Source organism: Pseudomonas sp. MCal1 (assembly GCF_026341415.1).
Classification (GTDB): domain Bacteria; phylum Pseudomonadota; class Gammaproteobacteria; order Pseudomonadales; family Pseudomonadaceae; genus Aquipseudomonas.
The window spans coordinates 449109-474396 of sequence record NZ_JAKUMP010000003.1; the positions used below are offsets into that span (position 1 = coordinate 449109).

The 25288-nt window shown below is 61.3% G+C and carries 21 protein-coding genes; 12 read left to right on the forward strand and 9 right to left on the reverse strand.

Annotated elements, in window-relative coordinates; translation table 11 throughout:
- Positions 1 to 19 precede the first annotated feature (19 nt).
- The 6 genes from benB to MKZ87_RS08125 form a co-directional block, all read right to left on the reverse strand.
- Complete coding sequence (gene benB / locus MKZ87_RS08100; protein ID WP_011333747.1) at positions 20 to 508, reverse strand: benzoate 1,2-dioxygenase small subunit; 489 nt, start codon at positions 506 to 508, stop codon at positions 20 to 22.
- Entirely contained in the window at positions 508 to 1863 is a 1356-nt protein-coding gene (gene benA / locus MKZ87_RS08105) for a benzoate 1,2-dioxygenase large subunit (protein ID WP_085703717.1), read from the reverse strand. Before benA ends, benB begins: the two co-directional genes overlap by 1 nt.
- A 141-nt stretch (positions 1864 to 2004) precedes the next feature.
- Entirely contained in the window at positions 2005 to 2961 is a 957-nt protein-coding gene (locus MKZ87_RS08110) for an AraC family transcriptional regulator (protein ID WP_085700348.1), read from the reverse strand.
- Between the two features lie 148 nt (positions 2962 to 3109).
- Positions 3110 to 5236, reverse strand: a complete 2127-nt coding sequence (locus MKZ87_RS08115) for a TonB-dependent receptor family protein (RefSeq protein WP_266200575.1) — start codon at positions 5234 to 5236, stop codon at positions 3110 to 3112.
- A 142-nt stretch (positions 5237 to 5378) separates the two neighbouring features.
- The gene (locus tag MKZ87_RS08120) at positions 5379 to 5660 is read right to left on the reverse strand and encodes a hypothetical protein (protein ID WP_085703715.1); all 282 of its coding nucleotides are present in this window, start codon (positions 5658 to 5660) and stop codon (positions 5379 to 5381) included.
- 58 nt (positions 5661 to 5718) lie between these two features.
- The gene (locus tag MKZ87_RS08125) at positions 5719 to 6489 is read right to left on the reverse strand and encodes an AraC family transcriptional regulator (RefSeq protein WP_085700351.1); all 771 of its coding nucleotides are present in this window, start codon (positions 6487 to 6489) and stop codon (positions 5719 to 5721) included.
- A 224-nt stretch (positions 6490 to 6713) separates the two neighbouring features.
- Here MKZ87_RS08125 and MKZ87_RS08130 point away from each other — a divergent pair, with 224 nt between their 5' ends.
- The 5 genes from MKZ87_RS08130 to MKZ87_RS08150 all read left to right on the forward strand — a co-directional run bounded on the left by MKZ87_RS08130 (position 6714) and on the right by MKZ87_RS08150 (position 13222).
- A complete protein-coding gene (locus tag MKZ87_RS08130; RefSeq protein WP_266200576.1) occupies positions 6714 to 8345 on the forward strand; it encodes an APC family permease in 1632 nt (543 codons plus the stop codon).
- Positions 8346 to 8367: 22 nt separating this feature from the next.
- Positions 8368 to 9294 (forward strand): 4-hydroxyproline epimerase, encoded by a 927-nt coding sequence (locus tag MKZ87_RS08135; RefSeq protein WP_085700353.1) that lies wholly within the window; start codon positions 8368 to 8370, stop codon positions 9292 to 9294.
- 55 nt (positions 9295 to 9349) lie between these two features.
- Positions 9350 to 10297: a dihydrodipicolinate synthase family protein gene (locus MKZ87_RS08140; RefSeq protein ID WP_064595748.1), complete on the forward strand. Its 948-nt coding sequence runs from the start codon at positions 9350 to 9352 to the stop codon at positions 10295 to 10297.
- An 80-nt stretch (positions 10298 to 10377) separates the two neighbouring features.
- Positions 10378 to 11970: an aldehyde dehydrogenase (NADP(+)) gene (locus MKZ87_RS08145; RefSeq protein ID WP_234204933.1), complete on the forward strand. Its 1593-nt coding sequence runs from the start codon at positions 10378 to 10380 to the stop codon at positions 11968 to 11970.
- Positions 11960 to 13222, forward strand: a complete 1263-nt coding sequence (locus tag MKZ87_RS08150) for an NAD(P)/FAD-dependent oxidoreductase (RefSeq protein ID WP_266200577.1) — start codon at positions 11960 to 11962, stop codon at positions 13220 to 13222. The genes MKZ87_RS08145 and MKZ87_RS08150 overlap by 11 nt, the downstream gene beginning before the upstream one ends.
- Before the next feature lie 8 nt (positions 13223 to 13230).
- Here MKZ87_RS08150 and MKZ87_RS08155 read toward each other — a convergent pair whose 3' ends face one another.
- Positions 13231 to 14406 carry a XylR family transcriptional regulator gene (locus MKZ87_RS08155; RefSeq protein WP_227235323.1) on the reverse strand — a complete coding sequence of 392 codons (1176 nt, stop codon included), beginning with the start codon at positions 14404 to 14406 and terminating at the stop codon, positions 13231 to 13233.
- Between the two features lie 203 nt (positions 14407 to 14609).
- On the opposite strand from MKZ87_RS08155, the gene xylA reads away from it, so the two are divergent.
- The 4 genes from xylA (at position 14610) to MKZ87_RS08175 (ending at position 19838) form a co-directional block, all read left to right on the forward strand.
- Positions 14610 to 15926, forward strand: a complete 1317-nt coding sequence (xylA, locus tag MKZ87_RS08160) for a xylose isomerase (protein ID WP_266200578.1) — start codon at positions 14610 to 14612, stop codon at positions 15924 to 15926.
- 142 nt (positions 15927 to 16068) lie between these two features.
- Positions 16069 to 17070 (forward strand): D-xylose ABC transporter substrate-binding protein, encoded by a 1002-nt coding sequence (gene xylF, locus MKZ87_RS08165; RefSeq protein WP_085700359.1) that lies wholly within the window; start codon positions 16069 to 16071, stop codon positions 17068 to 17070.
- A 74-nt stretch (positions 17071 to 17144) separates the two neighbouring features.
- Positions 17145 to 18701, forward strand: coding sequence for a D-xylose ABC transporter ATP-binding protein (xylG, locus tag MKZ87_RS08170; RefSeq protein WP_266200579.1), 1557 nt, complete (start codon positions 17145 to 17147; stop codon positions 18699 to 18701).
- Complete coding sequence (locus MKZ87_RS08175) at positions 18702 to 19838, forward strand: sugar ABC transporter permease (protein ID WP_266200580.1); 1137 nt, start codon at positions 18702 to 18704, stop codon at positions 19836 to 19838.
- Positions 19839 to 19849: 11 nt separating this feature from the next.
- Here the strand turns inward: MKZ87_RS08175 and MKZ87_RS08180 are convergent, their stop codons facing one another.
- Complete coding sequence (locus tag MKZ87_RS08180; protein WP_085700362.1) at positions 19850 to 20731, reverse strand: LysR family transcriptional regulator; 882 nt, start codon at positions 20729 to 20731, stop codon at positions 19850 to 19852.
- Between the two features lie 126 nt (positions 20732 to 20857).
- Here MKZ87_RS08180 and MKZ87_RS08185 point away from each other — a divergent pair, with 126 nt between their 5' ends.
- Positions 20858 to 21847, forward strand: coding sequence for a zinc-dependent alcohol dehydrogenase family protein (locus MKZ87_RS08185; protein ID WP_227235318.1), 990 nt, complete (start codon positions 20858 to 20860; stop codon positions 21845 to 21847).
- 87 nt (positions 21848 to 21934) lie between these two features.
- On the opposite strand, the gene ycaC is transcribed toward MKZ87_RS08185, so the two are convergent.
- A complete protein-coding gene (gene ycaC, locus MKZ87_RS08190; protein WP_085700364.1) occupies positions 21935 to 22567 on the reverse strand; it encodes an isochorismate family cysteine hydrolase YcaC in 633 nt (210 codons plus the stop codon).
- 374 nt (positions 22568 to 22941) lie between these two features.
- Between ycaC and msrA the strand changes: the two genes are divergently transcribed.
- Together msrA and MKZ87_RS08200 are read left to right on the forward strand one after the other, a co-directional pair.
- The gene (gene msrA / locus MKZ87_RS08195; protein WP_234204918.1) at positions 22942 to 23448 is read left to right on the forward strand and encodes a peptide-methionine (S)-S-oxide reductase MsrA; all 507 of its coding nucleotides are present in this window, start codon (positions 22942 to 22944) and stop codon (positions 23446 to 23448) included.
- Between the two features lie 149 nt (positions 23449 to 23597).
- A complete protein-coding gene (locus MKZ87_RS08200; RefSeq protein ID WP_085703706.1) occupies positions 23598 to 25109 on the forward strand; it encodes a sensor domain-containing diguanylate cyclase in 1512 nt (503 codons plus the stop codon).
- Positions 25110 to 25288: the final 179 nt, after the last annotated feature.

Below are 25288 nucleotides of genomic sequence, written 5' to 3' on the forward strand. Positions count from 1 at the left end.
CGGCTCGCCGCCGTCTCGATCAGATGTGATAGATGTCGATGACCTGACGGACGTAATCGTTCTTCAGCACGACTTTCTTGGCCTTGATCAACGGCTGTTCGCCGCGCAGGTCGAGGGTGTAGAAGCTGGTGCCGAAGTAACTGTCGGTGACCTGATAGCGAAAGCTCAGGGTGTGCCAGTTGAAGCGCACCTGACATTGGCCTTCGCCCTGCTCGACGATCTCGATGTTGCTGAGGTTGTGCGAGGTGCGGGTGTCGGGAATCGTTGCGCTGGAGCGCTCGGTCTTGATCCGGAATACCCGGTCTTCGAGGCCGCCACGGTTGCCGTACCAGATCAGCGAGATTTCGCTTTGCGGGTCTTCGGTCAGGGTGTCGTGGTCGTCCCAGGCCGGCATCCAGAAACTGGCGTCGGCGGCGTAGAGTTCCAGCCACTGGTCCCACTGGCCGTCGTCCAGATAGCGCGCCTCGCGGTAGAGGAAATCGCGCACGGTGTCGTAGAGATTGCTCATCACACAGCCTCCACGGGAATCAGATCCGGCTCGGTCGAAGCAGCCTTGAGCATGGTTTCCTGCCAGTACTTGTGTTGCAGCACGAACAGGCCTTCGTCCTCGGTGCGCATGCCGGACAGCAAGGGCTTGAGGTCGATTTCCTCGGCCGCCGCGTCCGCGCCTTCGACCCAATGCGTCGCACCACGGGACATATCGTTCCAGCCGCGCCCGGCGCCGTAGCCGGTCTGACACGAGCGGAACTCTTCGAGGTCATCCGGGGTGGCCATGCCGCTGACGTTGAAGAAGTCTTCGTACTGGCGGATGCGTTTGGCTCGGGCCTCTGCGCTCTCGCCTTTGGGGGCGATGCAGTAGATTGTGATCTCGGTCTTGTCGACAGAGATCGGCCGGGCGATGCGGATCTGCGAGCTGAACTGATCCATCAGGTACACGTTGGGGTACAGGCACAGGTTGCGCGAGTTCTCGATCATCCAGTCGGCACGGGCCTGGCCGAAGTCCCGCGCCAGCTCATCACGGCGCTCGTAGGCCGGACGGTCTTCGGGGTTGGCCCAGCGGGTCCAGAGCAGCAGATGGCCGTGGTCGAACGAGTAGAAACCGCCGCCCCTCTTCGCCCAGCTGCCGGCGCTCATGGTCTTGATTTCTTCACCGGCGTCGCGCTGCTGACGCTGGTTCTGAGTAGCGGCGTAGTTCCAGTGCACGGAGCTGACGTGATAGCCATCGGCGCCATTTTCGGCGGTGAGTTTCCAGTTGCCTTCGTAGATGTAGGAACTGGAACCGCGCAGCACTTCCAGGCCCTCGGGGGACTGATCGACGATCATGTCGATGATCTTGGCCGACTCGCCCAGATGCTCGGCAAGCGACTTCACATTGGCATTCAGGCTGCCGAACAAAAAGCCGCGATAGGATTCGAAACGTGCGACTTTGGTCAGGTCGTGAGAGCCTTCGCAGTTGAAGCCTTCGGGATAGCCGGCTTCGCTTGGGTCCTTGACCTTGAGCAGTTTGCCGCTGTTGTTGAACGTCCAGCCGTGGAACGGGCAGGTATAGCTGGAACGGTTGCCGGACTTGTGCCGGCACAACATAGCGCCGCGATGGCTGCACGCATTGAGAAAGGCATTCAGCTCACCGGCCTTGTTGCGGGCGATGAACACGGGTTGGCGACCCATGGTGGTGGTCAGAAAATCGTTGGCGTTGGGGATCTGGCTTTCGTGGGCGAGGTAGATCCAGTTGCCTTCGAAGATGTGCGCCATCTCCAGTTCAAACAGCCGCGGATCGGTGAACATTTCCCGTTTGCAGCGGTAGGCACCCTTCTCGGGGTCCTCTTCAAGCATGGCATTGAGGTAGTCGATTCCCAGGGACATGGCCGGGGCCTCCATTGTTATTGTTCAGGCCAGGCCAGATTAGGGAGGCAACGCGGGCGGCAATATCCGAATCCTGCAGAGCGCTATCCGTTTTGTGCAGGACGGCGCGGCAGGTGCTTCAGATTGTTTCGGGGCGGGGATTCAGTGACGGCGTTTGAAGGTCACGGACGGCAATTCGCCGAACTGTTGGCGATAGCTTTCGGAGAACCGGCCGAGGTGCAGGAAGCCGTAGTCCAGCGCCAGTTCGGTGAGGTTGCGCACCGGACAGCTCGGGTCGCTTAGGCAGGCATGAATGCGTGCCAGCTTGCGCTGGCGGATGTATTGCATCGGGGTCACGCCGAGCTGGCGTTCGAACAGCGCGTACAGGGAACGCGGGCTCATGTTCGCCTGGGCCGCCAGGTGTTCGGCGGGCAGATCCCGCTTCAGGTTGCGTTCGATGTAGTCGAGGATCCGCTCGAAACTGACGCTCGGCGAACTCAGGCATTCACGGCTGACGTTGGTGTTCATCAGCGAAATCAGTTTGCTGCCGACGATCTGCGCGTAATGCTCCTGCACCCGCAGCAACGGGTCGCTGGCTTCGGCTTCCTGGCAGATCATGCCCAACAGGTGGGTAAACCCTTCCAGCTCGTCGAGCCGGTAATGATTGCGCAGAAACCGGATGCCGCCGGCAGGATGCAGCCAGCGCTGCTCGTCGCACACCGACTCCAGCACGCTGACCGGCACCTTGAGGATGAATTTCTCGCAATCGTCGGAATAAGTCAGGTCGACCGGATCGTCCGGGTTGATCAACAGCAATTCGCCCGGCACCAAATGATGCTCACGCTGGTGCCCGCGCCACAGGCAGTTGCCTTGCAGCAGGACTTGCAGGTGATACACGGTTTCCAGCGCCAGCGACGTCACGCGAACGCTGCCGCCATAGCTGATGCGGCACAGATCGAGGTCGGCGAGTTTGCGGTGGTTGAGGCTGGCTTGCGGGTGGGTGGTTTTGGACAGGCCGATGAAATGCTGGCCGACGTGCTGGTTCACATAGTCGGAGACGGCATACGGGTCAGCGTGGCGAAACACGCTGCTGCGGTCGCTCAGCAGGCGGCTGTCCATGGGCAAGGCACTCGATCTTGTCGTTATGGTGATGGTCACGGTTTGCGCCATCACCGGTCACAGTACGCCGGCGTGCCGGATCGGGCAATTGGACGAAGGTTTGGCTGTCCGGTGATCGAACGGTTTCAATCACCGCGCTTTCGTCGGATCAAAGCAGACTCCACGACACCCCGACATACATCGCCATGCCCTCGCCCGGCGTGGAGCGTGCGGCGTCCAGTCCTTTATCGTCATAGCCCGGCGTAACGGTTGCGGCGTAGTGCTTGTCGGTCAGGTTGCGCATGTCCAGCCAGGTCTGCCAGTCGCCTTTGGGTGCGTTGTAGCCCAGCGTCGCGCCGAAGGTGGCGTAAGGATCGGCGTAGTAACTGTTGGCGTAATCCACTGCGGTTTTCGAGACCAGTTGCGTGTTGACCGCCGCGAAGAAGCCCTGCGGGAAGTCGTAGCGCAGTTCGCCTTGGTAGTAATGCATCGGCAGGCCCGGCAGGCGGTTGTCGCCGAAGCGATCGTCGTCGCGGTAGTGGAAGTCGCTGAAGGTGTAAGCCTGACGCAGGCTCAACTTGCCACCATCGTTGGCTGACCACAGATTGCTGTTCAGGCTGGCTTCGACACCTTGGTGCACGGTCGGGCTGGCGTTGAGTTCGTAAGGCGTGGTGGCGTTGGCGTCCGGCAACACCGAAAGCAATTCGTGGCGCACCTGGGCGTAGTACCACGCCAGGCTCCATTCGCCGAGCGCGCTGTCGCCACGGCCGCCGAGTTCCAGAGTGGTCGCGGTCTGGTTCTGCAGTTTGATGGGGTCGCGCTGGGTGCCGGTGGCGGCACCGCTGCCGGCCGGGAACCGCACGTTGGAGCTGTAGATCAGCGACCACGGATGCGGCGCTTCGACCGAGCGGCTGAGGTTGCCGAACAGTTGCAGGTCCGGCGTCACCTGATAGCGCAGGCCCAGACGGGGCGCGTAGTCCCAGTCACCGAGGCTGGTCTTGCCGCCACCTTCGGGATAGGTCACGGCGCTTTCGCGGCGGGTGTAGATCGCGGCGAGGCCGGTGGTCAGCCACAGGTCGTCGGCGATTTCCAGATCGTTGCCCACGTGCAGGACAGAATCCGAACCCTGATAAGTGAAGTTGCGCATAGGCGTGCCCGGCGCATAGCGGGCGGTGTTGCCGGCAGGAATTCGCACCCGTTCGCTGGCCCCGTCGTTGGGCAGGTGTTTGGTCACCCGCAGGCCCACGGTGCTGTTGCTCTCCATGCCCCAGAGCGTGTCGCGGCGCTTGTAGTCGAACGTGCCGCTGACATCGGTGTACGCGACCTTCAAGCGGTTCGGGCCTTCGCGCAGGTCCATCGGGTAATCGTGATAAACCAGACCGGTCTGGATACTCGAATCGTCATCGATGTAGTACGTGGTCTTGTTGCCGATGAAGGTGCTGCCGGGCTGATCGCGGCTGTCGTTGCGCGTCACGTAGGCCGGGTTGGCCGCGCGTGGATCATGTTCGATGGAATGTTTGGTCACCCGGCCGGCGAGGTCGTTGTCGGTCTCGCGGTGACGGATGTAGAAGCGGGTTTCCAGATTCGGATTGAAGCGATAACCGAAGTTGGCGATCACGCCCTGGCTCTTGCTCGCGGTGTGATCCTGATAACCGTCGGAATGCGCGTCGGTCATCGACAGGTAGTAATCGAAATCGCCCAGCACCTGACCGGAGCTGACTTGTCGCTGGGCATAACCGTGGCTGCCCATGACGTAGCGCACATTCAGCAGCGGCGCGTTATAGCCGGTGTGGCTGACGTAATCGACGGCACCGCCGAGCGCCAGCGCACCGCGATCAAAGCCGTTGGCGCCGCGCAGCACTTCTACATGGTCGAGCCACAGCGGCTCCAGCAATTCGTAAGGCGTGCCGCCGGGACCGGTAAGCGGCAGGCCGTCGAGCATCGTGTACAGCCCTGACGCGTGAGCACCGGGAGCGCGGTTGATGCCCGAACCACGGATCGAAATCTTCGTCCCTTCGTTGCCCGCCGACTGGGCATAGACACCCGGCTGGTACGCCAGCACGTCCTGATTGCTGGCAACCCGGCCCTGTAATGGCTGGCGCATATCGACCACGTTGCTGCCACCCGGCACCTGGGCCAGACGAGCCTTCGCCTCCTCCACCGACGCATCCTCACCGCTCTGATCCTCGGCCCCGATCAGCACTTGCCCCAGCTCCAGTCCCTGGGATTGCGCCTTGACCGGACAGACAAGGGCCAGCCCCAGCAAGGCAGCGGGCAGGGTTTTGAGCGAAGGCATCGAGAGAACTCCAGACAGGCGGGAACGGACAGTGACAACTGCGACGTATGAAAGAACGAAGGAAACACATGGCGATTTGGTTTTTTGTCAGGTGCTCAGGCCGCTGAACTGCCCATTGGAGCTTCGTGAAACCCGCCCCCCGTCAATTCCTGCATTTGGCCAACACCACCTGACAGGTGTCCGGCGTTCCCCCGGAACGTCCGGCGTAACGCATGCAGTTGGCCATGGATTTTTGCCGGGCCATGTTCAGGCTGGAGCCCCAGGCCAGACCACCCTCCCCGACCGTCGGCAACGCCTTGGCGTAACAGCTGTCGCCAACACCTGATGGCGGATAGTGCGTTCTGTTCGAGCATCCCGAAGCCAGCATCACGCTGAAGGCGATCAAGAGCCACGACGAGCAGTGAAGCGCGAATGTTCTGCTCATCCCGTTTCCCCCTCGAAAGACGACCGCGATCCGTTGAGTCTAGTCGCTGCGTCCGTATTCACTGGGCGGTCGCCTGTCGATACTGACGCGGTGTGAACCCGGTCGAAGCCTTGAATTGGCGAGTGAAGGCGCTGTGATCGGTGTAACCGCATTGCAGCGCCACCTCGGTGATCGGCAGATCGGTGTGCAACAACCGATGGGCCTGTTCCAGCCGCACTTTCTGGATCATCTGCCGAGGCGTCAGGTGGAACACCCGTTTGCAGTAACGCTCCAGTTGCGCCACCGAAATACCGGCGATCCGGGTCAGTTCGCCCAAAGTGACACGCCGATTGAAATGCGCGCGGATGTGTTCGTCGACCGCCGCCAGACGCTGAAACGCCGGGTGGGTTTCGCTGGCCGATTGCAGATCCACCGAAATCCCCGCCAGACCGATGATCTCGCCGTCACGGTTGTACAGCGGACGCTTGTGCGTCAGGCACCAGCCCGGTTCGCGACTGCCGTACAGGTGCAGTTCCAGCTGATCCTCCAGCACGAATCCCTCCTCCAGCACCCGCCGATCCTGCTCGGTGTAACCCGGCCCCAATTGCGCCGGAAATACCTGCGCACTGGTTTTGCCGAGCAAGGGTTTCAGGTCTTTCAGCCCGCAGCGCTGCACCAGTGTGCGGTTGGCCAGGACGTAACGCGCCTGCACATCCTTGATGAAGATCGCCGCGTTGGGGATCACGTCGAGCATCGGCAACAGCGGTGCCACCCCCGCCAGCAGTGCCTCGAGGGTGTGCGGACGATTGTGCTCATCGCCCTGGCACAGGATCGCAAATGCGTTCTGCATGGTGACGGTTTTCCCCGGTGAGTGGATCGGGCTGAGGCGTTCGCGTGCAGATTGCAGCAACGTTTCAGGCGTGTCGAGCGCCGCGGACTTTCTTCGCAACTGTGCCGATTTCGTCATCCGCAGCTGCGCAAAACATCAATCGCCCGACGCCTGATGAGTTCACTGTTTAGCCGTTCCAGTGACTTCACACCTGCCTATCCAATAACTCACAAGAAGGCGATGCCATGTCAGGCCAAGGCAAGTTCAAAAAACAACTTTCATTGATCGACCTCACCTTTATCGGGCTGGGGGCGATCTTCGGTTCCGGCTGGTTGTTCGCGGCCAGTCACGTGTCGGCGATTGCCGGGCCGGCGGGGATTTTTTCCTGGTTGCTGGGCGGGTTTGCCGTGTTGCTGCTGGGCATCGTCTACTGCGAACTGGGCGCTGCGCTGCCCCGGGCCGGCGGTGTGGTGCGTTACCCGGTTTACAGCCACGGGCCGTTGCTCGGTTACCTGATGGGTTTTATTACGCTGATCGCGTTTTCCAGTCTGGTGGCGATCGAGGTGGTTGCTTCGCGCCAATACGCGGCGGCGTGGTTTCCCGGCCTGACCAAGGCCGGCAGCGGAGATCCGACCCTGCTCGGCTGGCTGGTGCAGTTCGGCCTGCTCTGCGTGTTCTTCCTGCTCAACTACCGCAGCGTAAAAACCTTTGCCAAGGCCAACAATCTGGTCAGCGTGTTCAAGTTCATCGTGCCGCTGCTGGTGATCGGCGTGCTGTTCACCTTCTTCAAACCGGAGAATTTTCAGGTTCAAGGTTTCGCCCCTTTCGGGCTCTCGGGCATCGAGATGGCCGTCTCCGCTGGCGGCGTGATCTTCGCCTACCTCGGCCTGACCCCGATCATCTCGGTGGCCAGCGAAGTGAAGAATCCCCAGCGCACCATTCCGATTGCGCTGATCCTGTCGGTGCTGCTCTCCACCGCGATCTACGTGTTGCTGCAAACCGCCTTTCTCGGCGGCATCCCGACCGAGCTGCTCGCCAATGGCTGGGCCGGGGTTTCCAAGGAATTCGCCCTGCCGTACCGCGACATCGCCCTGGCGCTGGGCGTGGGCTGGCTGGCGTATCTGGTGGTCGCCGACGCAGTGATCTCCCCCAGCGGCTGCGGCAACATTTACATGAACGCCACGCCTCGGGTGATCTACGGCTGGGCGCAGACCGGCACGTTCTTCAAGGTGTTCACCCACATCGACGCGAAGTCCGGCATCCCGCGTCCGGCGCTGTGGCTGACCTTCGCCCTGTCGGTGTTCTGGACCCTGCCGTTCCCGTCCTGGGAAGCGCTGATCAACGTGGTGTCCGCCGCGCTGGTGCTCAGCTACGCCGTGGCGCCGGTGTCCGTGGCTGCGTTGCGTCGCAATGCGCCTGATATGCCGCGCCCGTTCCGGGTCAAGAGCATGGGCTTGCTGGGGCCGGTGTCGTTCATCATCGCTGCGCTGATCGTTTACTGGTCGGGCTGGAACACTGTGTCCTGGCTGCTTGGCCTGCAAATTCTGATGTTCGTCGTCTACCTGCTCTGCGGCCGCTTCGTACCGACCGCTCACCTCAGCCTGTCCCGACAAGTGCGCTCGTCCGCGTGGCTGATCGCCTTCTACGCCGTGACCATCGTCCTGTCGAAACTCGGCACCTTCGGCGGCCTGGGCATCCTCACCCATCCGTTCGACACCCTGGTCGTCGCGGCCTGTGCGATGGGCATCTATTACTGGGGCGCCGCCACCGGCGTACCGGCACACCTGCTGCGTCTGGAGTCCGAAGAGGATGAGAGCGAAGTCGCTTCGACGTCCTCAGCCTCCGCCACCAACCCGCGCACTGCCGGCGCTTACTGAAATCACTCAACGGGACCTGCCCATGAAACGAGTACATGTCATTGATTCCCACACCGGCGGCGAACCCACGCGCCTGGTGATGAAGGGTTTTCCCGAGCTGTCCGGCCGCACCATGGCCGAGAAGCGCGACGCCCTGCGCAACCAGCATGACCAGTGGCGCCGCGCCTGCCTGCTGGAACCGCGCGGCAACGATGTGCTGGTGGGCGCGCTGTATTGCGAGCCGGTGTCGCCGGACGCCACCTGCGGGGTGATCTTCTTCAACAACGCCGGTTACCTCGGCATGTGCGGCCACGGCACCATCGGCCTCGTTGCATCGCTGCAACATCTGGGGCTGATCGCGCCGGGCGTGCACAAGATCGACACCCCGGTCGGCCCGGTCAGTGCCACGTTGCATGAAGACGGCGCAGTGACGCTCGGCAACGTGCCCGCCTATCGCTCGCAAAAACAGGTGGCGGTGGAAGTGCCGGGATACGGCCGCTTCCTCGGTGATGTGGCCTACGGCGGCAACTGGTTTTTCCTGGTCTCCGAACACGGCCAGACGCTGACGATGGACAACGTCGAAACCCTCACCGACCTCACCTGGAAAATGCTCAAGGCCCTGGAAGACCAAGGCATCCATGGCGAGGACGGCGCGCTCATCGATCACATCGAACTGTTCGCCGATGACGCCGAGGCCGACAGCCGCAACTTCGTCATGTGCCCCGGCAAAGCCTACGACCGCTCCCCTTGCGGCACCGGCACCAGCGCCAAACTGGCGTGTCTGGCCGCCGACGAAAAACTCGCGCCGGGAGAGCGCTGGGTGCAGGCGAGCATCACCGGCAGCCAGTTCGAAGGCCGCTTTGAATGGGAAGGTGAGCGCATCCGCCCCTACATCACCGGCCGCGCCCACATGACCGCCGACAGCACATTGCTGATTGACGAAACCGATCCGTTTGCGTGGGGCATCTGAGCCGCTGCGCTGTTGTTTCAAACCCATCCGAATGACCGTTCCAAGGAGAACAATAATGAGCGACAACATCTTCACCGGCTGCATGCCCGCCCTGATGACCCCTTGCACCGCCGCACGCAAACCGGACTTCGATGCCTTGGTAGCAAAGGGTCGCGAGCTGATCGACATCGGTATGAGCGCAGTCGTGTATTGCGGCTCCATGGGCGACTGGCCGCTGCTCACCGAAGCCGAGCGTCAGGAAGGCGTAGCGCGACTGGTGGCCGCCGGCATTCCGACCATCGTCGGCACCGGCGCGGTCAACACCCGTGAAGCGGTGTCCCACGCCGCCCATGCGGCGAAAGTCGGCGCACAGGGTTTGATGGTGATTCCTCGAGTGCTGTCCCGCGGCGCTTCGGCGGCAGCGCAAAAAGCCCACTTCGCGGCGATTTTGCAAGCCGCACCGAACCTGCCGGCAGTGATCTACAACAGCCCTTACTACGGCTTTGCCACCCGCGCCGACCTGTTCTTCGAACTGCGCCGTGAATACCCGAACCTGATCGGCTTCAAGGAATTCGGCGGTGGCGCCGACCTGCGCTACGCCGCTGAAAACATCACTTCCAAGGACGATGACGTGACCCTGATGGTCGGTGTCGATACTCAGGTCGTGCACGGTTTCGTCAACTGCAACGCCACCGGCGCCATCACCGGCATCGGCAATGCCCTGCCCCGCGAAGTGCTGCAACTGGTGGCCCTGAGCAAGCAGGCGGCCAAGGGCGACGCCAAGGCCCGACGCCAGGCGCGCGAGCTGGAATCGGCGCTGGCGGTACTGTCGTCCTTCGACGAAGGCACGGATCTGGTGCTGTATTACAAACACCTGATGGTGCTCAACGGCGACAAGGAATACACCCTGCATTTCAATGAAACCGATGCGCTCAGCGATTCGCAGCGTCGTTACGCAGAAGCCCAGTACACGCTGTTCCGTCACTGGTACGAAAACTGGTCGGCGGAACAGAACTTCGCCTGACCTGCCGCTGCGCTCAAGCCCGCCGCCAACCACGGCGGCGGGCCTTATTCGTGACCTGCTCTATTGATAAGGAATGCGCCATGACCCTGACGGGCCAACTGCTGATCGGTCAGCAAACCCTCACCGGCGACCGCGACGTCATCCACGGGATCAACCCCGCTACCAACACGCCTTTGCAACCGGCCTACGCCGGCGGCTCTGCCGAACATGTCGAGCAGGCCTGCGCGCTGGCCTGGGCGGCGCTCGACCGTTATCGCGAGACAACGCTCGAGGCACGGGCCGAATTCATTGAGTCCATCGCGAGCGAAATCGAAGCCCTGGGCGACGAACTGATCGACCGCGCCATGGCCGAAACCGGCCTGCCGCGACCGCGCCTGCTGGGCGAACGGGGCCGCACCTGCCAGCAACTGCGGCTGTTTGCCCGCACCGTGCGGGCCGGTGAATGGCTGGATGTGCGAGTCGACAACGCGCAACCGGAGCGCCAGCCGATGCCGCGTTCGGATCTGCGTCAGCGGCAGATTCCCTTGGGCCCGGTGGCGGTGTTTGGCGCGAGCAACTTTCCACTGGCGTTTTCCGTGGCCGGTGGCGATACCGCTTCGGCGCTGGCTGCTGGCTGCCCGGTGATCGTCAAGGCCCACGGCGCCCATCCCGGCACCAGCGAACTGGTCGGCCGCGCCGTAGCACGGGCAGTCAAGGCCTGTGGTTTGCCGGAAGGTGTGTTCTCGTTGCTGTACGGCTCGGGCCGTGAAGTCGGGATTGCACTGGTCAGCGATCCACGGATCAAGGCGGTCGGCTTCACCGGTTCGCGCAGTGGCGGCCTCGCGCTGATCAGAGCGGCTCAAGCCCGGCCCGAGCCGATTCCGGTGTATGCGGAAATGAGTTCGATCAATCCGGTGTTGCTGTTTCCGGCGGCGCTGCAGAATCGCGCCGAAGCCTTGGCCCAGGGTTTTGTTGCATCGCTGACCTTGGGTGCCGGTCAGTTCTGCACCAATCCCGGTCTGGTCATCGCCCGCAAGGGGCCGGCGCTGGACGCCTTCATTGGCGCCACCGCCGAACTGATCCAGCGCAGCCCCGCGCAGACCATGCTGACGCCGGGGATCTTCAATGCCTACGAATCCAGTGTGAATGCCTTCGCGGAAAATGCCCGGGCGCGCATTGCCGCGGTCGGCCAGCGAGCCACCGATCCGAATCAGGGCCAGGCCCATGTGTTCGTCACCGATGCCGCCGACTTCCTCGCCGATCATTCGTTGCAGGCCGAAGCCTTCGGCGCCGCTTCGTTGATCGTGCAATGCGCCAGCGACGCTGAAATCCGTCAGCTACTCGAACAGCTGGAAGGTCAGCTGACCGCCACGCTGCACCTGGATGACGAGGATCTGGAGCAGGCCCGCGCATTGCTCCCGACCCTGGAGCGCAAGGCCGGACGGCTGCTGGTCAACGGCTGGCCGACCGGGGTCGAAGTCTGCGATGCGATGGTGCATGGCGGGCCATTCCCGGCGACCTCCGATTCGCGCACCACGTCGGTGGGTACAGCAGCGATCCTGCGTTTCCTGCGCCCGGTCTGTTATCAGGACTTCCCCGACAGCTTGCTGCCGACCGCGCTCAAGCACGCCAATCCACTGTCGCTGCGCCGTTTGCTCGATGGCCAAAGGGAAGCCGCGAAAGATGCAGAATAACCCGCACGACATCGCCGTGGTCGGCGCCGGCATCATCGGCGTCGCCAGCGCTTTGCGCCTGGCCCGTCAGGGCTTGCGGGTGGTGGTGATCGACCCGCAGGATCCCGGCCACGGCGCCTCGTTCGGCAACGCCGGGCACCTGGCGACCGAGCAAGTGTTTCCGATTGCCGACAGTTCGATTCTCAAACGCCTGCCGGCCATGCTCATGGACCCGATGGGGCCACTGCGCCTGGACTGGAAATACCTGCCCCGCGCCCTGCCCTGGTTTGCGCGGCTGCTGCTGAACCTGCGCTCGGCGCCGTTCCAGCGCACCGTTGCGGGGTTGCGCGCGCTCAATGAAAGCTCGCTCGACGCCTGGCAGCGCTTGCTCAATGACATTCAGCGTCCCAAGCTGTTGAAGATGGAAGGTTCGCTGCTGGTGTTCGAACGCCCCGACTCACGTCCGACCCTCGAAGCCTTGCAGCGCCGCATGCAACAGCAACAGGTGCCGGTCGATTGGTGGCAGGGCGGTACGGTACGCGAGATCGCGCCGCAACTCAGCGAACAGATTCAGGGCGGGCTGTTTTTTCCGAACACCGGGCATTTCATCGATCCTTACCGCGTCGTTCATGAGTTGGTCGAGGCGGCGAAAGCCCTCGGCGTGCAGTTTGTGAAACAGGCGGTTCAGGGCGGGCAACTGCACGAGCATGGCGTCAACTTGATGACCGGAAGCGGCGCGCTGTCCGCTCGCCAGGTGCTGATCGCCTGCGGCGCCCACTCGGCCAGACTCACCGCCGCACTGACCGGCAAAAAAGTCCCGCTGGACACCGAGCGCGGCTATCACCTGATGCTGCCTCACGAACACAACCGGCTGCCCTTCCCCGTCACCTCGCTCGAACGCAAGTTCATCATGACCCCGATGTCCGACGGGCTGCGCCTGGCCGGCACCGTTGAATTTGCCGGCCTCGAAGCCCCGCCGACCATGGCCCGCGCCTGGCAGTTGCATCGGTTGAGCAAGGGCTTGTTTCGTGAGGAATTGAGCGTCGAGGCGGCCACGCCGTGGATGGGGTTCCGGCCGTCGCTGCCTGATTCGTTGCCGGTAATTGATCGGGTGTGTGACGGGAGGGTGTTGCTTGCGTTCGGGCATCAGCATCTGGGGCTGACGCAGGCGGCGGTGACGGCGGAAATGGTTGGGAGAATGGTTTTGCCGTCGGCGCAGAACACGGCTCCTATTCTTGCGTCGAGCGAGCCCTATCGGCTGGATCGCTTTTGAGTGGCCGTCTATCGGGCGCCCTGCTGATATTCCCGGGGCGTACAACCGAACTCTCGGCGAAACACCGTGTGCAGGTACTGCGCGGATTTGAAACCGCACGTGCGGGCAACGTCCGCAATTGCCGTGTCGGACTTTTCCAGCCCGCGAGTGGCCGCCGCCAGTTTGAAACGCAGAATCTCGTCATGCACGCTACAACCGCGCACCGCGCGAAAGTGCGACTCCAGCGAGGAACGCGACACGCCGACATACGCCGCCACTTGCGCGGTCTTGATGCCCTGGCAGGCATATTGACGGATAAACAGCAGCGCCTGCATCACGTAGGGGTTACCCAAAGGTTGATGCAGGCTCGACACCTGCACGTTGATCGCTTCAGGCGGGATCAGGAAATGTGCGCCCGTTGACGGCTTGCCGTGCAGCATCTGGTGCAGCAGTTGCGCGGCGGTGCGGCCCATGGTTTCGGTGCCCTGGATCACCGAACTCAGGGGAACCCGGGTCAGGCTGCGGGTCAGCGGGTCGTTGTCGATGCCGATCAACGCCACCTGCTCCGGAACGGCGATGCCGGCGGTCAGACAGGCTTGCAACAACTGCCGGGCGCGGGCGTCACTGACCGCGATGATGCCAATGGGTTTGGGCAGGCTTTGCAGCCAGGCGATCAGCTGTTCGACGGCGCTGTCCCACAGCGGCGCGCTGGTGCCCATGCCGCGATAGACTTCGGCGTGCAAGCCGTCCCGCTGCATCAATCGTAGAAAAGCCTTTTCGCGCTCCTGGGCCCATCGATTGGCCTGCGCCTCAGGCAGGCTGAAGCAAGCGAATCGCTGCAGCCCGGCCTCGATCAGGTGTTCATAAGCCAGCGTGATCAGCGCGTTATTGTCGGTCGCGACGTACGGAATCCCTTTGGGATAGGCCCGCTCATCCTGATAAGAACCGCCCACCGCCACCACGGGCAACTTGATGTCGGCCAGCGCCTCGCCAATCAGCGGATCGTCGAAGTCGGCAATGATCCCGTCACCCTGCCAGCGCTCGATGCCTTTCAAGCGGCAGAGAAAGTCCTCTTCCAGGAACAGATCCCAGGACGCGCGCGTGCTGCTCAGGTAGTTGCCGATGCCGCTGATGATGCCGCGGTCATAGATCTTGCTTCCGTTGAACAACAGGGCGATGCGGTGAACGGGCGGTACGGTTTTCATTGTTTTTATGCTTGTGCCGGGCCTCTTGCCGTAGAGGCGGTCTGCACAGACTAGGCGCGCCGAAGGTGAATCTCAATACGCAAAATCGCACTCGGTGTTGGTGATTTTCGTAATCGGCAGGCACAGGGCCGTTGCTAGTATCGGGACACGCCCCCCCACAACAACAACCAAGAACAACAACCAAGAACAACAGGACATTGCCAATGCCGTACTTCCCCGATGTCGACCGGATTCGCTACGAAGGTCCTGCCAGCGATTCTCCCCTGGCCTTCCGTCACTACGACGCCGACAAGATCATCCTCGGCAAGCCCATGCGCGAACACCTGCGCATGGCTGCCTGTTATTGGCACACCTTTGTCTGGCCGGGCTCCGATGTGTTCGGTGCCGGGACGTTCAAGCGCCCGTGGCAACACGCCGGTGACCCGATGGAAATGGCCATTGGCAAGGCTGAGGCCGCGTTCGAGTTTTTCACCAAGCTGGGTATCGATTACTACTGCTTTCACGACACGGATGTCGCCCCCGAAGGCAATTCGCTGAGGGAGTACCGCAACCACTTCGCACAGATGATCGATCACCTGGAACGCCATCAGGAAGAAAGCGGGATCAAGCTGCTGTGGGGCACCGCCAACTGCTTCAGCAATCCGCGTTTTGCCGCCGGCGCCGCCAGCAACCCGGATCCTGAAGTGTTCGCTTGCGCCGCTGCCCAGGTCTTCAGCGCCATGAACGCGACTCAACGCCTCAAAGGCTCCAACTATGTGTTGTGGGGCGGTCGCGAAGGTTACGAAACCCTGCTAAACACCGACTTGAAGCGCGAGCGCGAACAACTGGGTCGCTTCATGCGCATGGTGGTCGAGCACAAGTACAAGATCGGCTTCAAAGGCGACCTGCTGATCGAACCCAAACCGCAGGAGCCGACCAAGCACCAATACGATTACGACAGCGCCACGGTGTTCGGTTTTCTCCAGCAGTTCGGTCTGGAAAAGGAAATCAAGGTCAACATCGAGGCCAACCACGCGACCCTGGCCGGCCACAGTTTTCATCACGAGGTGGCGACGGCCGTCTCGCTGGGGATTTTCGGTAGCATCGACGCCAACCGGGGCGATCCGCAAAACGGCTGGGACACCGATCAATTCCCCAACAGCGTCGAGGAAATGACCCTGGTCACCTATGAAATCCTTAAGGCCGGCGGGTTCGGCAATGGCGGGTTCAACTTCGACTCCAAGGTGCGCCGCCAGAGCCTCGACGAAGTCGATCTGTTTCACGGTCACGTCGGCGCCATGGACGTCCTCGCCCAGTCGCTCGAGCGAGCCGCCGCCATGGTCCAGAACGATCAGCTTCAGCGTCTCAAGGACCAACGCTATGCCGGCTGGCAGCAGCCATTCGGCCAGTCGGTGCTGGCGGGTGAGTTCAATCTCCAGTCACTGGCCGAGCACGCCTTCGCCAACGAACTGAACCCGCAGGCCGTCAGCGGTCGGCAGGAAATGCTTGAAAACGTCGTCAATCGTTTCATCTATCGCTGATCGCCCACGAGGACTACGGGCGCTGTGACATTTGCGCGACAAATCTGTAGTCCGTTGTGTCTGCTGATTCTCTACAGTTCCACCAGCCCGATATTCATCGTCAGGCCGTGTCTTTCAAACAAAAATAAAAGGACGCACCACCATGAAGAACGTAAAACGCACGCTGTTTGCCGGCGCCCTGGCGTTGCTTTCGCTGCCGGTTATGGCCGACGCTGCCCACCCGAAAATCGGCTTCTCCATCGATGACCTGCGGCTGGAACGCTGGTCCCGTGACCGGGACTACTTCGTCGCAGCGGCGGAAAAAATGGACGCCAAGGTCTTCGTGCAGTCTGCCGATGCCAACGAGCAAAAGCAGATTTCGCAAATCGAAAACCTCATTTCCCGTGGCGTCGATGTCATCGTCATCGTGCCGTTCAACGCCACCGTGCTGACCAATGCGGTGGCCGAAGCGAAGAAGGCCGGGATCAAGGTCGTGTCCTATGACCGCCTGATACTCAACGCCGATATCGACGCCTACATCTCCTTCGATAACGAAAAGGTCGGCGAAATGCAGGCCAGCGGTGTGCTGCACGCGGCGCCCAAGGGCAATTACTTCCTGCTGGGCGGTGCGCCCACCGACAACAACGCGAAAGTCCTGCGTGAAGGTCAGATGAAAGTGCTGCAACCGGCCATCGACAAGGGCGACATCAAAATCGTCGGCCAGCAATGGGTGAAGGAATGGAACCCTACCGAGGCGCTGAGCATTGTTGAAAACGCCCTGACCCGCAATGACAACAAAATCGACGGTATCGTCGCCTCCAACGACGCCACGGCCGGCGGCGCCATTCAGGCTCTGGCCGCTCAGCAACTGGCCGGCAAGGTGCCGATCTCCGGGCAGGACGCGGACCTGGCAGCGGTCAAGCGAGTGATCTCCGGTACTCAAACCATGACGGTTTACAAACCGCTGAAACTGATTGCCTCCGAAGCCGCCAAACTCTCGGTGCAACTGGCGCGCAACGAGAAACCCGCCTACAGCTCGCAATACGACAACGGCAGCAAAAAAGTCGACACCATCCTGCTCACCCCGACTCCGTTGACCAAGGACAACATCGACCTGCTGGAACAGGACGGCTTCTACACCAAGGCGCAGATCGCCGGACAGTGACACTTGAGTAATGCCCCGCAGGCGTTCTGCGCCTGCGGGTTCAGTCCTGTATCTGCCGCTTGTGAGTCTCTGCCATGTCCGACTTTCTGTTGCAAATGAACGGCATCGTCAAAACCTTCGGCGGTGTCAAAGCGCTCAACGGCATCGACCTCAAGGTCAGACCCGGTGAATGCGTCGGGCTGTGCGGCGAGAACGGTGCCGGCAAGTCCACGCTGATGAAAATCCTGTCGGCGGTCTATCCCCACGGCACCTGGGACGGTGAAATCCTGTGGGACGGTCAGCCGCTCAAGGCGCAATCGATCAGCGAAACGGAAGCCGCCGGCATCGTCATCATTCACCAGGAACTGACGCTGGTTCCCGACCTCTCGGTGGCCGAAAACATTTTCATGGGCCATGAGCTGACGCTGCCGGGTGGGCGGATGAATTACCCGGCGATGATCCACCGCGCTGAAGCCCTGATGCGTGAACTGAAAGTGCCGGACATGAACGTGTCGCTGCCGGTTTCGCAGTACGGTGGCGGTTATCAGCAACTGGTGGAAATCGCCAAGGCCCTGAACAAGCAGGCACGGCTGCTGATCCTCGACGAGCCTTCTTCGGCCCTGACCCGTTCGGAAATCGAGGTATTGCTGGACATCATCCGCGACCTCAAGGCCAAGGGCGTCGCCTGCGTCTACATCTCCCACAAGCTCGATGAAGTGGCCGCTGTGTGTGACACCATTTCGGTGATCCGCGACGGTAAACACATCGCCACGACCGCCATGGAAGACATGGATATTCCCCGGATCATCACCCAGATGGTCGGCCGGGAAATGAGCAACCTCTACCCCACCGAACCACACGACATCGGCGAGGTGATTTTCGAGGCGCGCCACATCACCTGCTACGACGTCGACAACCCCAAACGCAAACGGGTCGACGACATTTCGTTCAGCCTCAAACGCGGGGAAATCCTCGGCATCGCCGGGCTGGTCGGCGCCGGTCGCACGGAGCTTGTGACCGCGCTGTTCGGCGCCTACCCCGGCCGCCACGAAGGCGAGGTCTGGCTGGACGGTCAACCCATAGACACCCGCACACCGCTCAAATCAATCCGCGCCGGCGTGTGCCTGGTGCCCGAAGACCGCAAGCGTCAGGGGATCATTCCCGACCTGGGGGTTGGCCAGAACATCACCCTGGCCGTGCTGGACAGTTTCTCGAAACTGACCCGCATCGACGCCGAAGCCGAACTGGGCAGCATTGATCGGGAAATTTCGCGCCTGCACCTCAAGACCGCGAGCCCGTTCCTGCCGATCACCAGCCTGTCCGGGGGCAATCAACAAAAAGCCGTGCTGGCGAAGATGCTGCTGACCCGGCCCAGGGTTCTGATCCTCGATGAGCCGACCCGAGGGGTGGATGTCGGCGCCAAATACGAGATCTACAAGTTGATGGGGATGCTGGCCGCCGAAGGCGTGTCGATCATCATGGTGTCTTCGGAGCTGGCCGAAGTGCTCGGTGTTTCCGACCGCGTACTGGTGATCGGCGAAGGCCGGTTGCAGGGCGATTTCATCAACCATGAACTCACTCAGGAACAGGTGCTCGCCGCGGCGCTCAGCCAGCCCGACAGCCATAACAATAAAGTTCGGAAATCCGCGTAAATGAATCAGGTCAAACAACTCTTCACCCGCTACAAGATGCTCGCACTGGTGTTTGCCGTGGCGTTGATCTGGCTGTTCTTCAGCTGGCAGACCGAGGGCGGATTCCTGACACCCCGCAACCTCTCCAACCTGCTGCGCCAGATGTCGATTACCGGGCTTCTCGCCTGCGGCATGGTACTGGTCATCATCAGCGGCGAGATCGATCTGTCGGTCGGCTCATTGCTGGGCCTGCTCGGCGGCGTGGCAGCCATTCTTGATGTTGTCTATCACATACCGCTGCTGGCGAACCTGAGCCTTGTGGTGGTGTGCGGGCTGCTGATCGGCCTCGCCAACGGCTACATGGCGGCGTACCTGCGCATTCCGTCGTTCATCGTCGGGCTGGGGGGCATGCTGGCTTTCCGGGGCATCTTGCTGGGGATCACCGGAGGCACGACCATTGCGCCGGTGTCGCCGGAACTCGTCTACATTGGCCAGGGTTATCTGCCACATACGATCGGCGCCGGTCTGGGTGTCCTGCTGTTCGCACTGACGCTGTTCCTGACCTGGAAACAACGGCGCAATCGCGCCCTTCACGGCCTCGCGGCACACTCATTAGTGCGTGACGTGGCACGCGTGTTGTTGATCGGCGCGGTGCTGGCCGGTTTCGTCCAGACCCTCAACAGCTACGACGGCATTCCCGTGCCGGTCCTGCTTTTGCTGATTCTGCTGGGCGGATTCAGCTACGTGACCAGCCAGACCGTGTTCGGCCGACGCGTCTATTCGGTGGGTAGCAACATGGAAGCGACGCGCCTGTCCGGTATCAATGTGCAGGCCGTGAAGCTGTGGATTTTCGGGATCATGGGCGTAATGTGCGCCCTCGCCGGCGTGGTCAACACTGCGCGCCTGGCCGCCGGCTCGCCCTCGGCCGGCAGCATGGGCGAACTCGACGCCATCGCCGCCTGCTTCATCGGTGGCACCTCGATGCGCGGCGGTTCCGGCACAGTCTACGGCGCCCTTCTCGGCGCACTGGTCATCACCAGCCTGGACAACGGCATGTCCATGCTCGACGTCGACAGTTACTGGCAGATGATCGTCAAGGGCAGCATTCTGGTGTTGGCTGTCTGGGTGGATGTGAGTACGCGGACCGGTCGGCGGTGAGCAGGTTTTGACTACCCGAACGCCCCCCGCACAAAATCAATGAAGCTCCGCAGTTTGGGTGTCAGCCTTGGATCCGGTGCATACAACAGATTCATCGGCGAAACCGGCACCCTGTACTGCGGCAGCAGACTCACCAGTGTGCCGCTCCTCAGCGAATCCTTGACCAGTTCCAGCGGCAGCATCACCACCCCCAGCCCTGCCACTGCTCCGGACAGCAACGGGTCGCCCTGATTAATCGTCAATCGGCTTTTAATCGGCACGTCGATGCAGCCTTCCGGGCCTTCGAATCGCAGATGTGAGCGGCCGTCCGAATAGGCGAACGCCAGGCATTCATGTTCCTGAAGATCCCAGGGCGTGGTGATGGGTGGGCGGCGTGCGAGGTAGGACGGTGCTGCGCACAGCACCATGTGATAGGGCATCAGCGGCAATGCCTTAAGCCCGCTGTCGGCGAGTTCGCCGATGCGAAACACTGCGTCATAACCGCCGTCCACCAGGTCGACCAGTTCGTTCGACAGCGTCAGATCCACCGACACTTGCGGATAACGAACCATGTACTCCAGCAGTTTCGGCGACAGCGTGCTGACACCGAACGTGACGGGTGCATTGATCCGCAACCGGCCGCTGGGCACGCCTCGAGTCACGGCGGCCATTTCTTCGGCGGCGTCCATGTCGGCCAGAATCAGTTTCGCCCGCTGATAGAACGTACGGCCGAAATCCGTGAGGCTTTGCTTGCGGGTGGTGCGGTTGAGCAGCGAAACGCCCAGGTGTTGCTCGAGCATTTTCACCTGCTTGCCGACCATTTGCGGGGACTGGTTGAGTTCGTCCGCCACCGCGCTGAAGGAGCCCAGCTCCACCGCTTTGACGAAGGTGGCCATGAGTGTGAGGCGATCCATTGGAAACTCGTTGTTTCTAGTGTTGCGCCATCCTAGGCCTTTATCCGGAACAGGCCAAAGCCTAAATTGGCGTCCATGGCACCGGTTTACGCCGGTGCAATTTCATCGATAACCGAGGAAGTACAGATGGCACGCATTGTCAGGATTCATGAATACGGTGACGCGAGCGTCCTGAAACTGGAAAACGTCGACGTCCCGGCACCGGCGGCGGACGAAGTGCAGATCGAGGTCAAAGCCTTTGGCCTGAATCGCGCCGAAGTGATGTTCCGCAATCACGCTTATCTGCAGGAAGCCGAGTTTCCCAGCCGTCTCGGCTACGAAGCCGCCGGCGTGGTGGTCGCGGTCGGCGCCAACGCCAGCGAATTCAAGATCGGTGATGCCGTCAGCCTGATTCCGCCGCTGGACATCGCGCGCTGGGGCACTTACGGCGAGCTGGCCAATGTGCCCGCCCACCTCACGGTCAAGCACCCGCAGAACCTGTCATTTGAACAAGCGGCGGCGTCCTGGATGCAATACGTCACCGCGTGGGGTGCGCTGGTCGAACAGGCCAAACTGCAAAAGGACGACTTCGTGATCGTCACCGCCGCCTCCAGCAGCGTCGGCCTGGCCGCCTTTCAGATTGCCAAAATGGTCGGTGCCACTTCGATTGCCATCACTCGAACCCGCGCCAAGAAACAGGCCTTGCTCGACGCCGGCGCGGCGCACGTGATCGTCAGCGACGAGGAAGACATGGTTGCAGCAGTCATGGCCTTGACCGACGGCAAAGGCGCGCGAGTGGTGTTCGATCCGGTGGGCGGCCCGTCGTTCGAACCGCTGACCCAAAGCATGGCGCGCGGCGGCATCCTGCTGGAGTATGGCGCCCTGAGCCCGGAGCCGACGCCGTTCCCGCTGTTTACCGTGCTCGGCAAATGCCTGACCCTCAAGGGTTACCTCTACGCGGAGATCGTCTCCGATCCGGCCACCCTGGCACGCGCAAAGACCTTCATCGGCGATGGGCTGGCGTCCGGCGCGCTGCAACCGATCATTGCCAGGACATTCGCCCTGGATGAAATTCAGGAGGCGCATCGCTTTCTTGAAGCCAATCAGCAGGTCGGGAAGATTGTCGTCACGGTTTGAGGTGACAGTCCCCTGCTCTCCTGTTTGCGCTAGAAACGACGAAAGCCTGCTTTTTTCAAAGCAGGCTTTCGTCTATCCGGCATCCGGTTATTTCTGATGCGCGGTCAGCGCTGCATAACCATTCATCAAGTTGCGGTAGTTCGGGATGCGCTGGGACAGTAGGTTGCCCAGGCCTTCGATGTCGTTGCGCCAGTCGCGGTGCAGCTCACAGGCGACCGAGAACCAGTTCATCATTTGTGCGCCGGCCTGGGTCATGCGGTTCCATGCGGCCTGTTGCACGGTGGTGTTGAAGGTGCCGGAGGCGTCGGTCACCACGAACACGTCAAACCCTTCCGCCAATGCCGACAGGGTCGGGAACGCTACGCAGACGTCAGTCACGACACCGGCAATGATGATCTGCTTGCGGCCGGTGGCCTTGATTGCCTTGACGAAGTCTTCGTTGTCCCAGGCGTTGATCTGGCCTGGGCGGGCGATGTACGGCGCGTCCGGGAACATTTCCTTGAGTTCCGGCACCAGCGGGCCGTTCGGGCCTTGTTCGAAACTGGTGGTGAGGATGGTCGGCAATTCGAAGAACCTGGCCAGATCGGCCAGCGCCAGCACGTTGTTCTTGAACTCGTTTGGCGAAAAGTCCTGAACCAGAGAAATCAGACCGGTCTGGTGGTCGACCAGCAGAACCACGGCATCGTCTTTGTTCAGGCGGTTGTAGGTTGGAGTGCTCATGTTTGAATCCCTTTTTAGTTGTGGAAGTGCGTTTGCGTTCAAGATGGGCACAGATTACTGACTCGCCTGAAAGCGATAAATCGTCTGAAACGCGTTTCACCGTCAACCCAAAGAGGACAATCCACAATGCTTGCTTCCAGACTGAGTGCCGGAGAACCCGGTTTGCCGATCAGCGTTTCCGCCAGTCAGCGGTATTCTTTGAAAGGAACTGCCACGTGTGGCCAAGAACTGGAGCCTGATGGTTGGCTTGCCGATAGTGGGAAAACGCCGTAAGACGATGCTTCACGATTTATTTACCGGCTCAACCTTGGAATCGGTCCACACTCCCTCATATGAAGGAACATCTGCGACCCATTCGAGAGGAAGGACAAGCCATGACCACTCAAACCGAAACCGCCATTCTCGCCGGCGGCTGCTTCTGGGGCATGCAGGACCTGTTGCGGCGCTACCCCGGCGTGCTGAAGACGCGGGTCGGCTACACCGGCGGCGATGTGCCGAACGCCACTTACCGCAACCATGGCAATCATGCCGAAGCCATCGAGATCGTCTTCGATCCGGCCGTGATCAGCTATCGGCAGATCCTCGAATTCTTCTTCCAGATCCACGATCCGAGCACGCCCAACCGTCAGGGCAACGACCTCGGTCCAAGCTATCGTTCGGCGATCTATTACCTGAACGAGCAACAACGCGATATCGCCGAAGACACCGCAGCCGATGTCGATGCGTCAGGCCTTTGGCCAGGTCGTGTGGTCACCGAAATCGAACCGGCGGGACCGTTCTGGGAGGCGGAACCGGAGCATCAGGATTACCTCGAGCGCATACCGAATGGCTACACCTGCCACTTCATTCGCCCGAACTGGAAACTGCCCAAACGCGGTTGAGGTCCAGCGCGGTTCGGTGCTTTAACCCATTCATCTATTGCTGCAGCGACACCTGACTGCTTGTATCCTTGCACGCGATGAGGACAAGCGACTGCCGTCATTGCCTTGATCCAATAGCCTCTGGAACGGACTTTCCATAAGGTAGTGACGTGAAGCGAGATACCCACCTGGTTGTGCTTTTGCTGTTGGTTATCGGCTGCTCCCTGGCCTCACTGACTGTCTGGAAGGTGCTGGCCTCTCGAGAGCGAGCGCTGGAGGAAGTGGACATTCACGGGTTGAACCTGACCCAGGCGCTTGTCACCTATTCCGAAGGCATCGTCCGCCAGAGTTCGGCGCTTTTGCTCGGGCTCGTCGAACGCCTGGAAACCGAAGGCAGTGGCCCCGTTCAGATCCAGCGGATCAGTTCGCTGATCGACCGGCAGGAGTCGCTGATGCCACAGCTCAGCGGCATCACCATCTACGACAGTCAGGGACGCTGGCTGATGTCCTCCAACCGGCCGATTCCGGCCGGGGCCAATAGCAGTGATCGCACCTATTTCATTCATCACCGCGATGATCCCTCCCCCGAGACCTTTATCGGTCCGCCCATTCAAAGCCGCACCAATCAGGAATGGGTGATTACCGTCAGTCGACGTTTCAATGATGCTCGCGGTGAGTTTGCCGGAGTGGTCGCGGTGACCTTGGGCATCGAGAACTTTCTGCGGCTGTTTGGAAAGATCGATGTCGGCCAGGAAGGTGCCATCGGGTTGTCCTATACCGACGGTACGTTGCTGGTTCGCTACCCCTTTCGCGAGCAGGACATGGGGCGCAATTTTTCAAAGTCACCGATCTACGCCAAGTACCTGGTGGATCACTCTGTCGGCACCGCCTCGTTCACCTCCAGCCTGGACGGTGTGGAAAGGCTCTACGCCTTTCGCAAAAGTGACCGGCTGCCGCTGATCACGACTGTCGCACTCGGGAAACGCGAAGCCCTCGCCGCGTGGCGAACGGAGGCGCTGCTATCGGCCGTGGTGGTGACGGGCCTGCTGGCGCTTACGGGTCTCATCGGCTGGTTTTTGATACTGGATATTCGACGCAGAACCCAGGTAGAAGCGGAGTTGATGGGCACTCAGCAGCAGTTGCTTTCGTCAAACAGGCAACTTGAGCTGTTGGCGATGAAGGACGCCCTGACCGGTCTGGCCAATCGACGCTGCTTCGATGTGACACTGGACGTAGAGGCGCGACGAGCGCAGCGCGACGGCACATCCTTGGCATTGCTGATGATTGATATCGACTACTTCAAACTGTTCAACGATTCCCACGGGCATGTTGCCGGCGACGATTGTCTGCAACGCGTTGCTAACGTGGTGGAGGCGTGCGTGCGCCGTCCCTCGGATCTTGTGGCGCGGTATGGCGGTGAAGAGATGGGCGTCATCATGCCCAATACCGACAGCGAAGGTGCGCAGATCGTGGCGCAACTGATCCTCGACCGATTGAAGCAAGCGAACATTTCCCACGAATCCAGCCCGTTGGGACGAGTGAGTGTCAGCATCGGGATTGCCACTGCCACCGGCTCCCGGCTAACCCCCGTGCAAGGTTTGATCGAAGCCGCCGATGAAGCGCTTTACAGTGCCAAGGCCCTGGGGCGAAACAGGTGGGTGAAACTGCCCAACTTGATCTAGCCTCAAGTGAAACCACGCGGGAGAAAACCACCATGCCCCTCCCCGAGCCACTCGCGTTGACAAGCCGTAGATGGAATGCCTGTGAATGGGGCAACGCAAATGAAAGGTTCTTCACGGATTACCGGGAAAGACGCTCTTGATCTTCATGAAAAAGAATTCGCTATCCCGGTAACCGTACG

Excerpts from the sequence above, each read along its gene's own strand:
- MKZ87_RS08150 (WP_266200577.1), top strand. The coding sequence starts at position 11,960 with ATGCAGAATAACCCGCACGACATCGCCGTGGTCGGCGCCGGCATCATC.
- MKZ87_RS08125 (WP_085700351.1), bottom strand. The coding sequence starts at position 6,489 with ATGCAGAACGCATTTGCGATCCTGTGCCAGGGCGATGAGCACAATCGT.
- MKZ87_RS08140 (WP_064595748.1), top strand. The coding sequence starts at position 9,350 with ATGAGCGACAACATCTTCACCGGCTGCATGCCCGCCCTGATGACCCCT.
- MKZ87_RS08135 (WP_085700353.1), top strand. The coding sequence starts at position 8,368 with ATGAAACGAGTACATGTCATTGATTCCCACACCGGCGGCGAACCCACG.
- ycaC (WP_085700364.1), bottom strand. The coding sequence starts at position 22,567 with ATGAGCACTCCAACCTACAACCGCCTGAACAAAGACGATGCCGTGGTT.
- MKZ87_RS08180 (WP_085700362.1), bottom strand. The coding sequence starts at position 20,731 with ATGGATCGCCTCACACTCATGGCCACCTTCGTCAAAGCGGTGGAGCTG.
- MKZ87_RS08130 (WP_266200576.1), top strand. The coding sequence starts at position 6,714 with ATGTCAGGCCAAGGCAAGTTCAAAAAACAACTTTCATTGATCGACCTC.
- benA (WP_085703717.1), bottom strand. The coding sequence starts at position 1,863 with ATGTCCCTGGGAATCGACTACCTCAATGCCATGCTTGAAGAGGACCCC.
- MKZ87_RS08145 (WP_234204933.1), top strand. The coding sequence starts at position 10,378 with ATGACCCTGACGGGCCAACTGCTGATCGGTCAGCAAACCCTCACCGGC.
- xylF (WP_085700359.1), top strand. The coding sequence starts at position 16,069 with ATGAAGAACGTAAAACGCACGCTGTTTGCCGGCGCCCTGGCGTTGCTT.
- MKZ87_RS08115 (WP_266200575.1), bottom strand. The coding sequence starts at position 5,236 with ATGCCTTCGCTCAAAACCCTGCCCGCTGCCTTGCTGGGGCTGGCCCTT.
- xylG (WP_266200579.1), top strand. The coding sequence starts at position 17,145 with ATGTCCGACTTTCTGTTGCAAATGAACGGCATCGTCAAAACCTTCGGC.
- msrA (WP_234204918.1), top strand. The coding sequence starts at position 22,942 with ATGACCACTCAAACCGAAACCGCCATTCTCGCCGGCGGCTGCTTCTGG.
- MKZ87_RS08155 (WP_227235323.1), bottom strand. The coding sequence starts at position 14,406 with ATGAAAACCGTACCGCCCGTTCACCGCATCGCCCTGTTGTTCAACGGA.
- MKZ87_RS08175 (WP_266200580.1), top strand. The coding sequence starts at position 18,702 with ATGAATCAGGTCAAACAACTCTTCACCCGCTACAAGATGCTCGCACTG.
- MKZ87_RS08110 (WP_085700348.1), bottom strand. The coding sequence starts at position 2,961 with ATGGACAGCCGCCTGCTGAGCGACCGCAGCAGCGTGTTTCGCCACGCT.
- MKZ87_RS08120 (WP_085703715.1), bottom strand. The coding sequence starts at position 5,660 with ATGAGCAGAACATTCGCGCTTCACTGCTCGTCGTGGCTCTTGATCGCC.
- benB (WP_011333747.1), bottom strand. The coding sequence starts at position 508 with ATGAGCAATCTCTACGACACCGTGCGCGATTTCCTCTACCGCGAGGCG.
- xylA (WP_266200578.1), top strand. The coding sequence starts at position 14,610 with ATGCCGTACTTCCCCGATGTCGACCGGATTCGCTACGAAGGTCCTGCC.
- MKZ87_RS08185 (WP_227235318.1), top strand. The coding sequence starts at position 20,858 with ATGGCACGCATTGTCAGGATTCATGAATACGGTGACGCGAGCGTCCTG.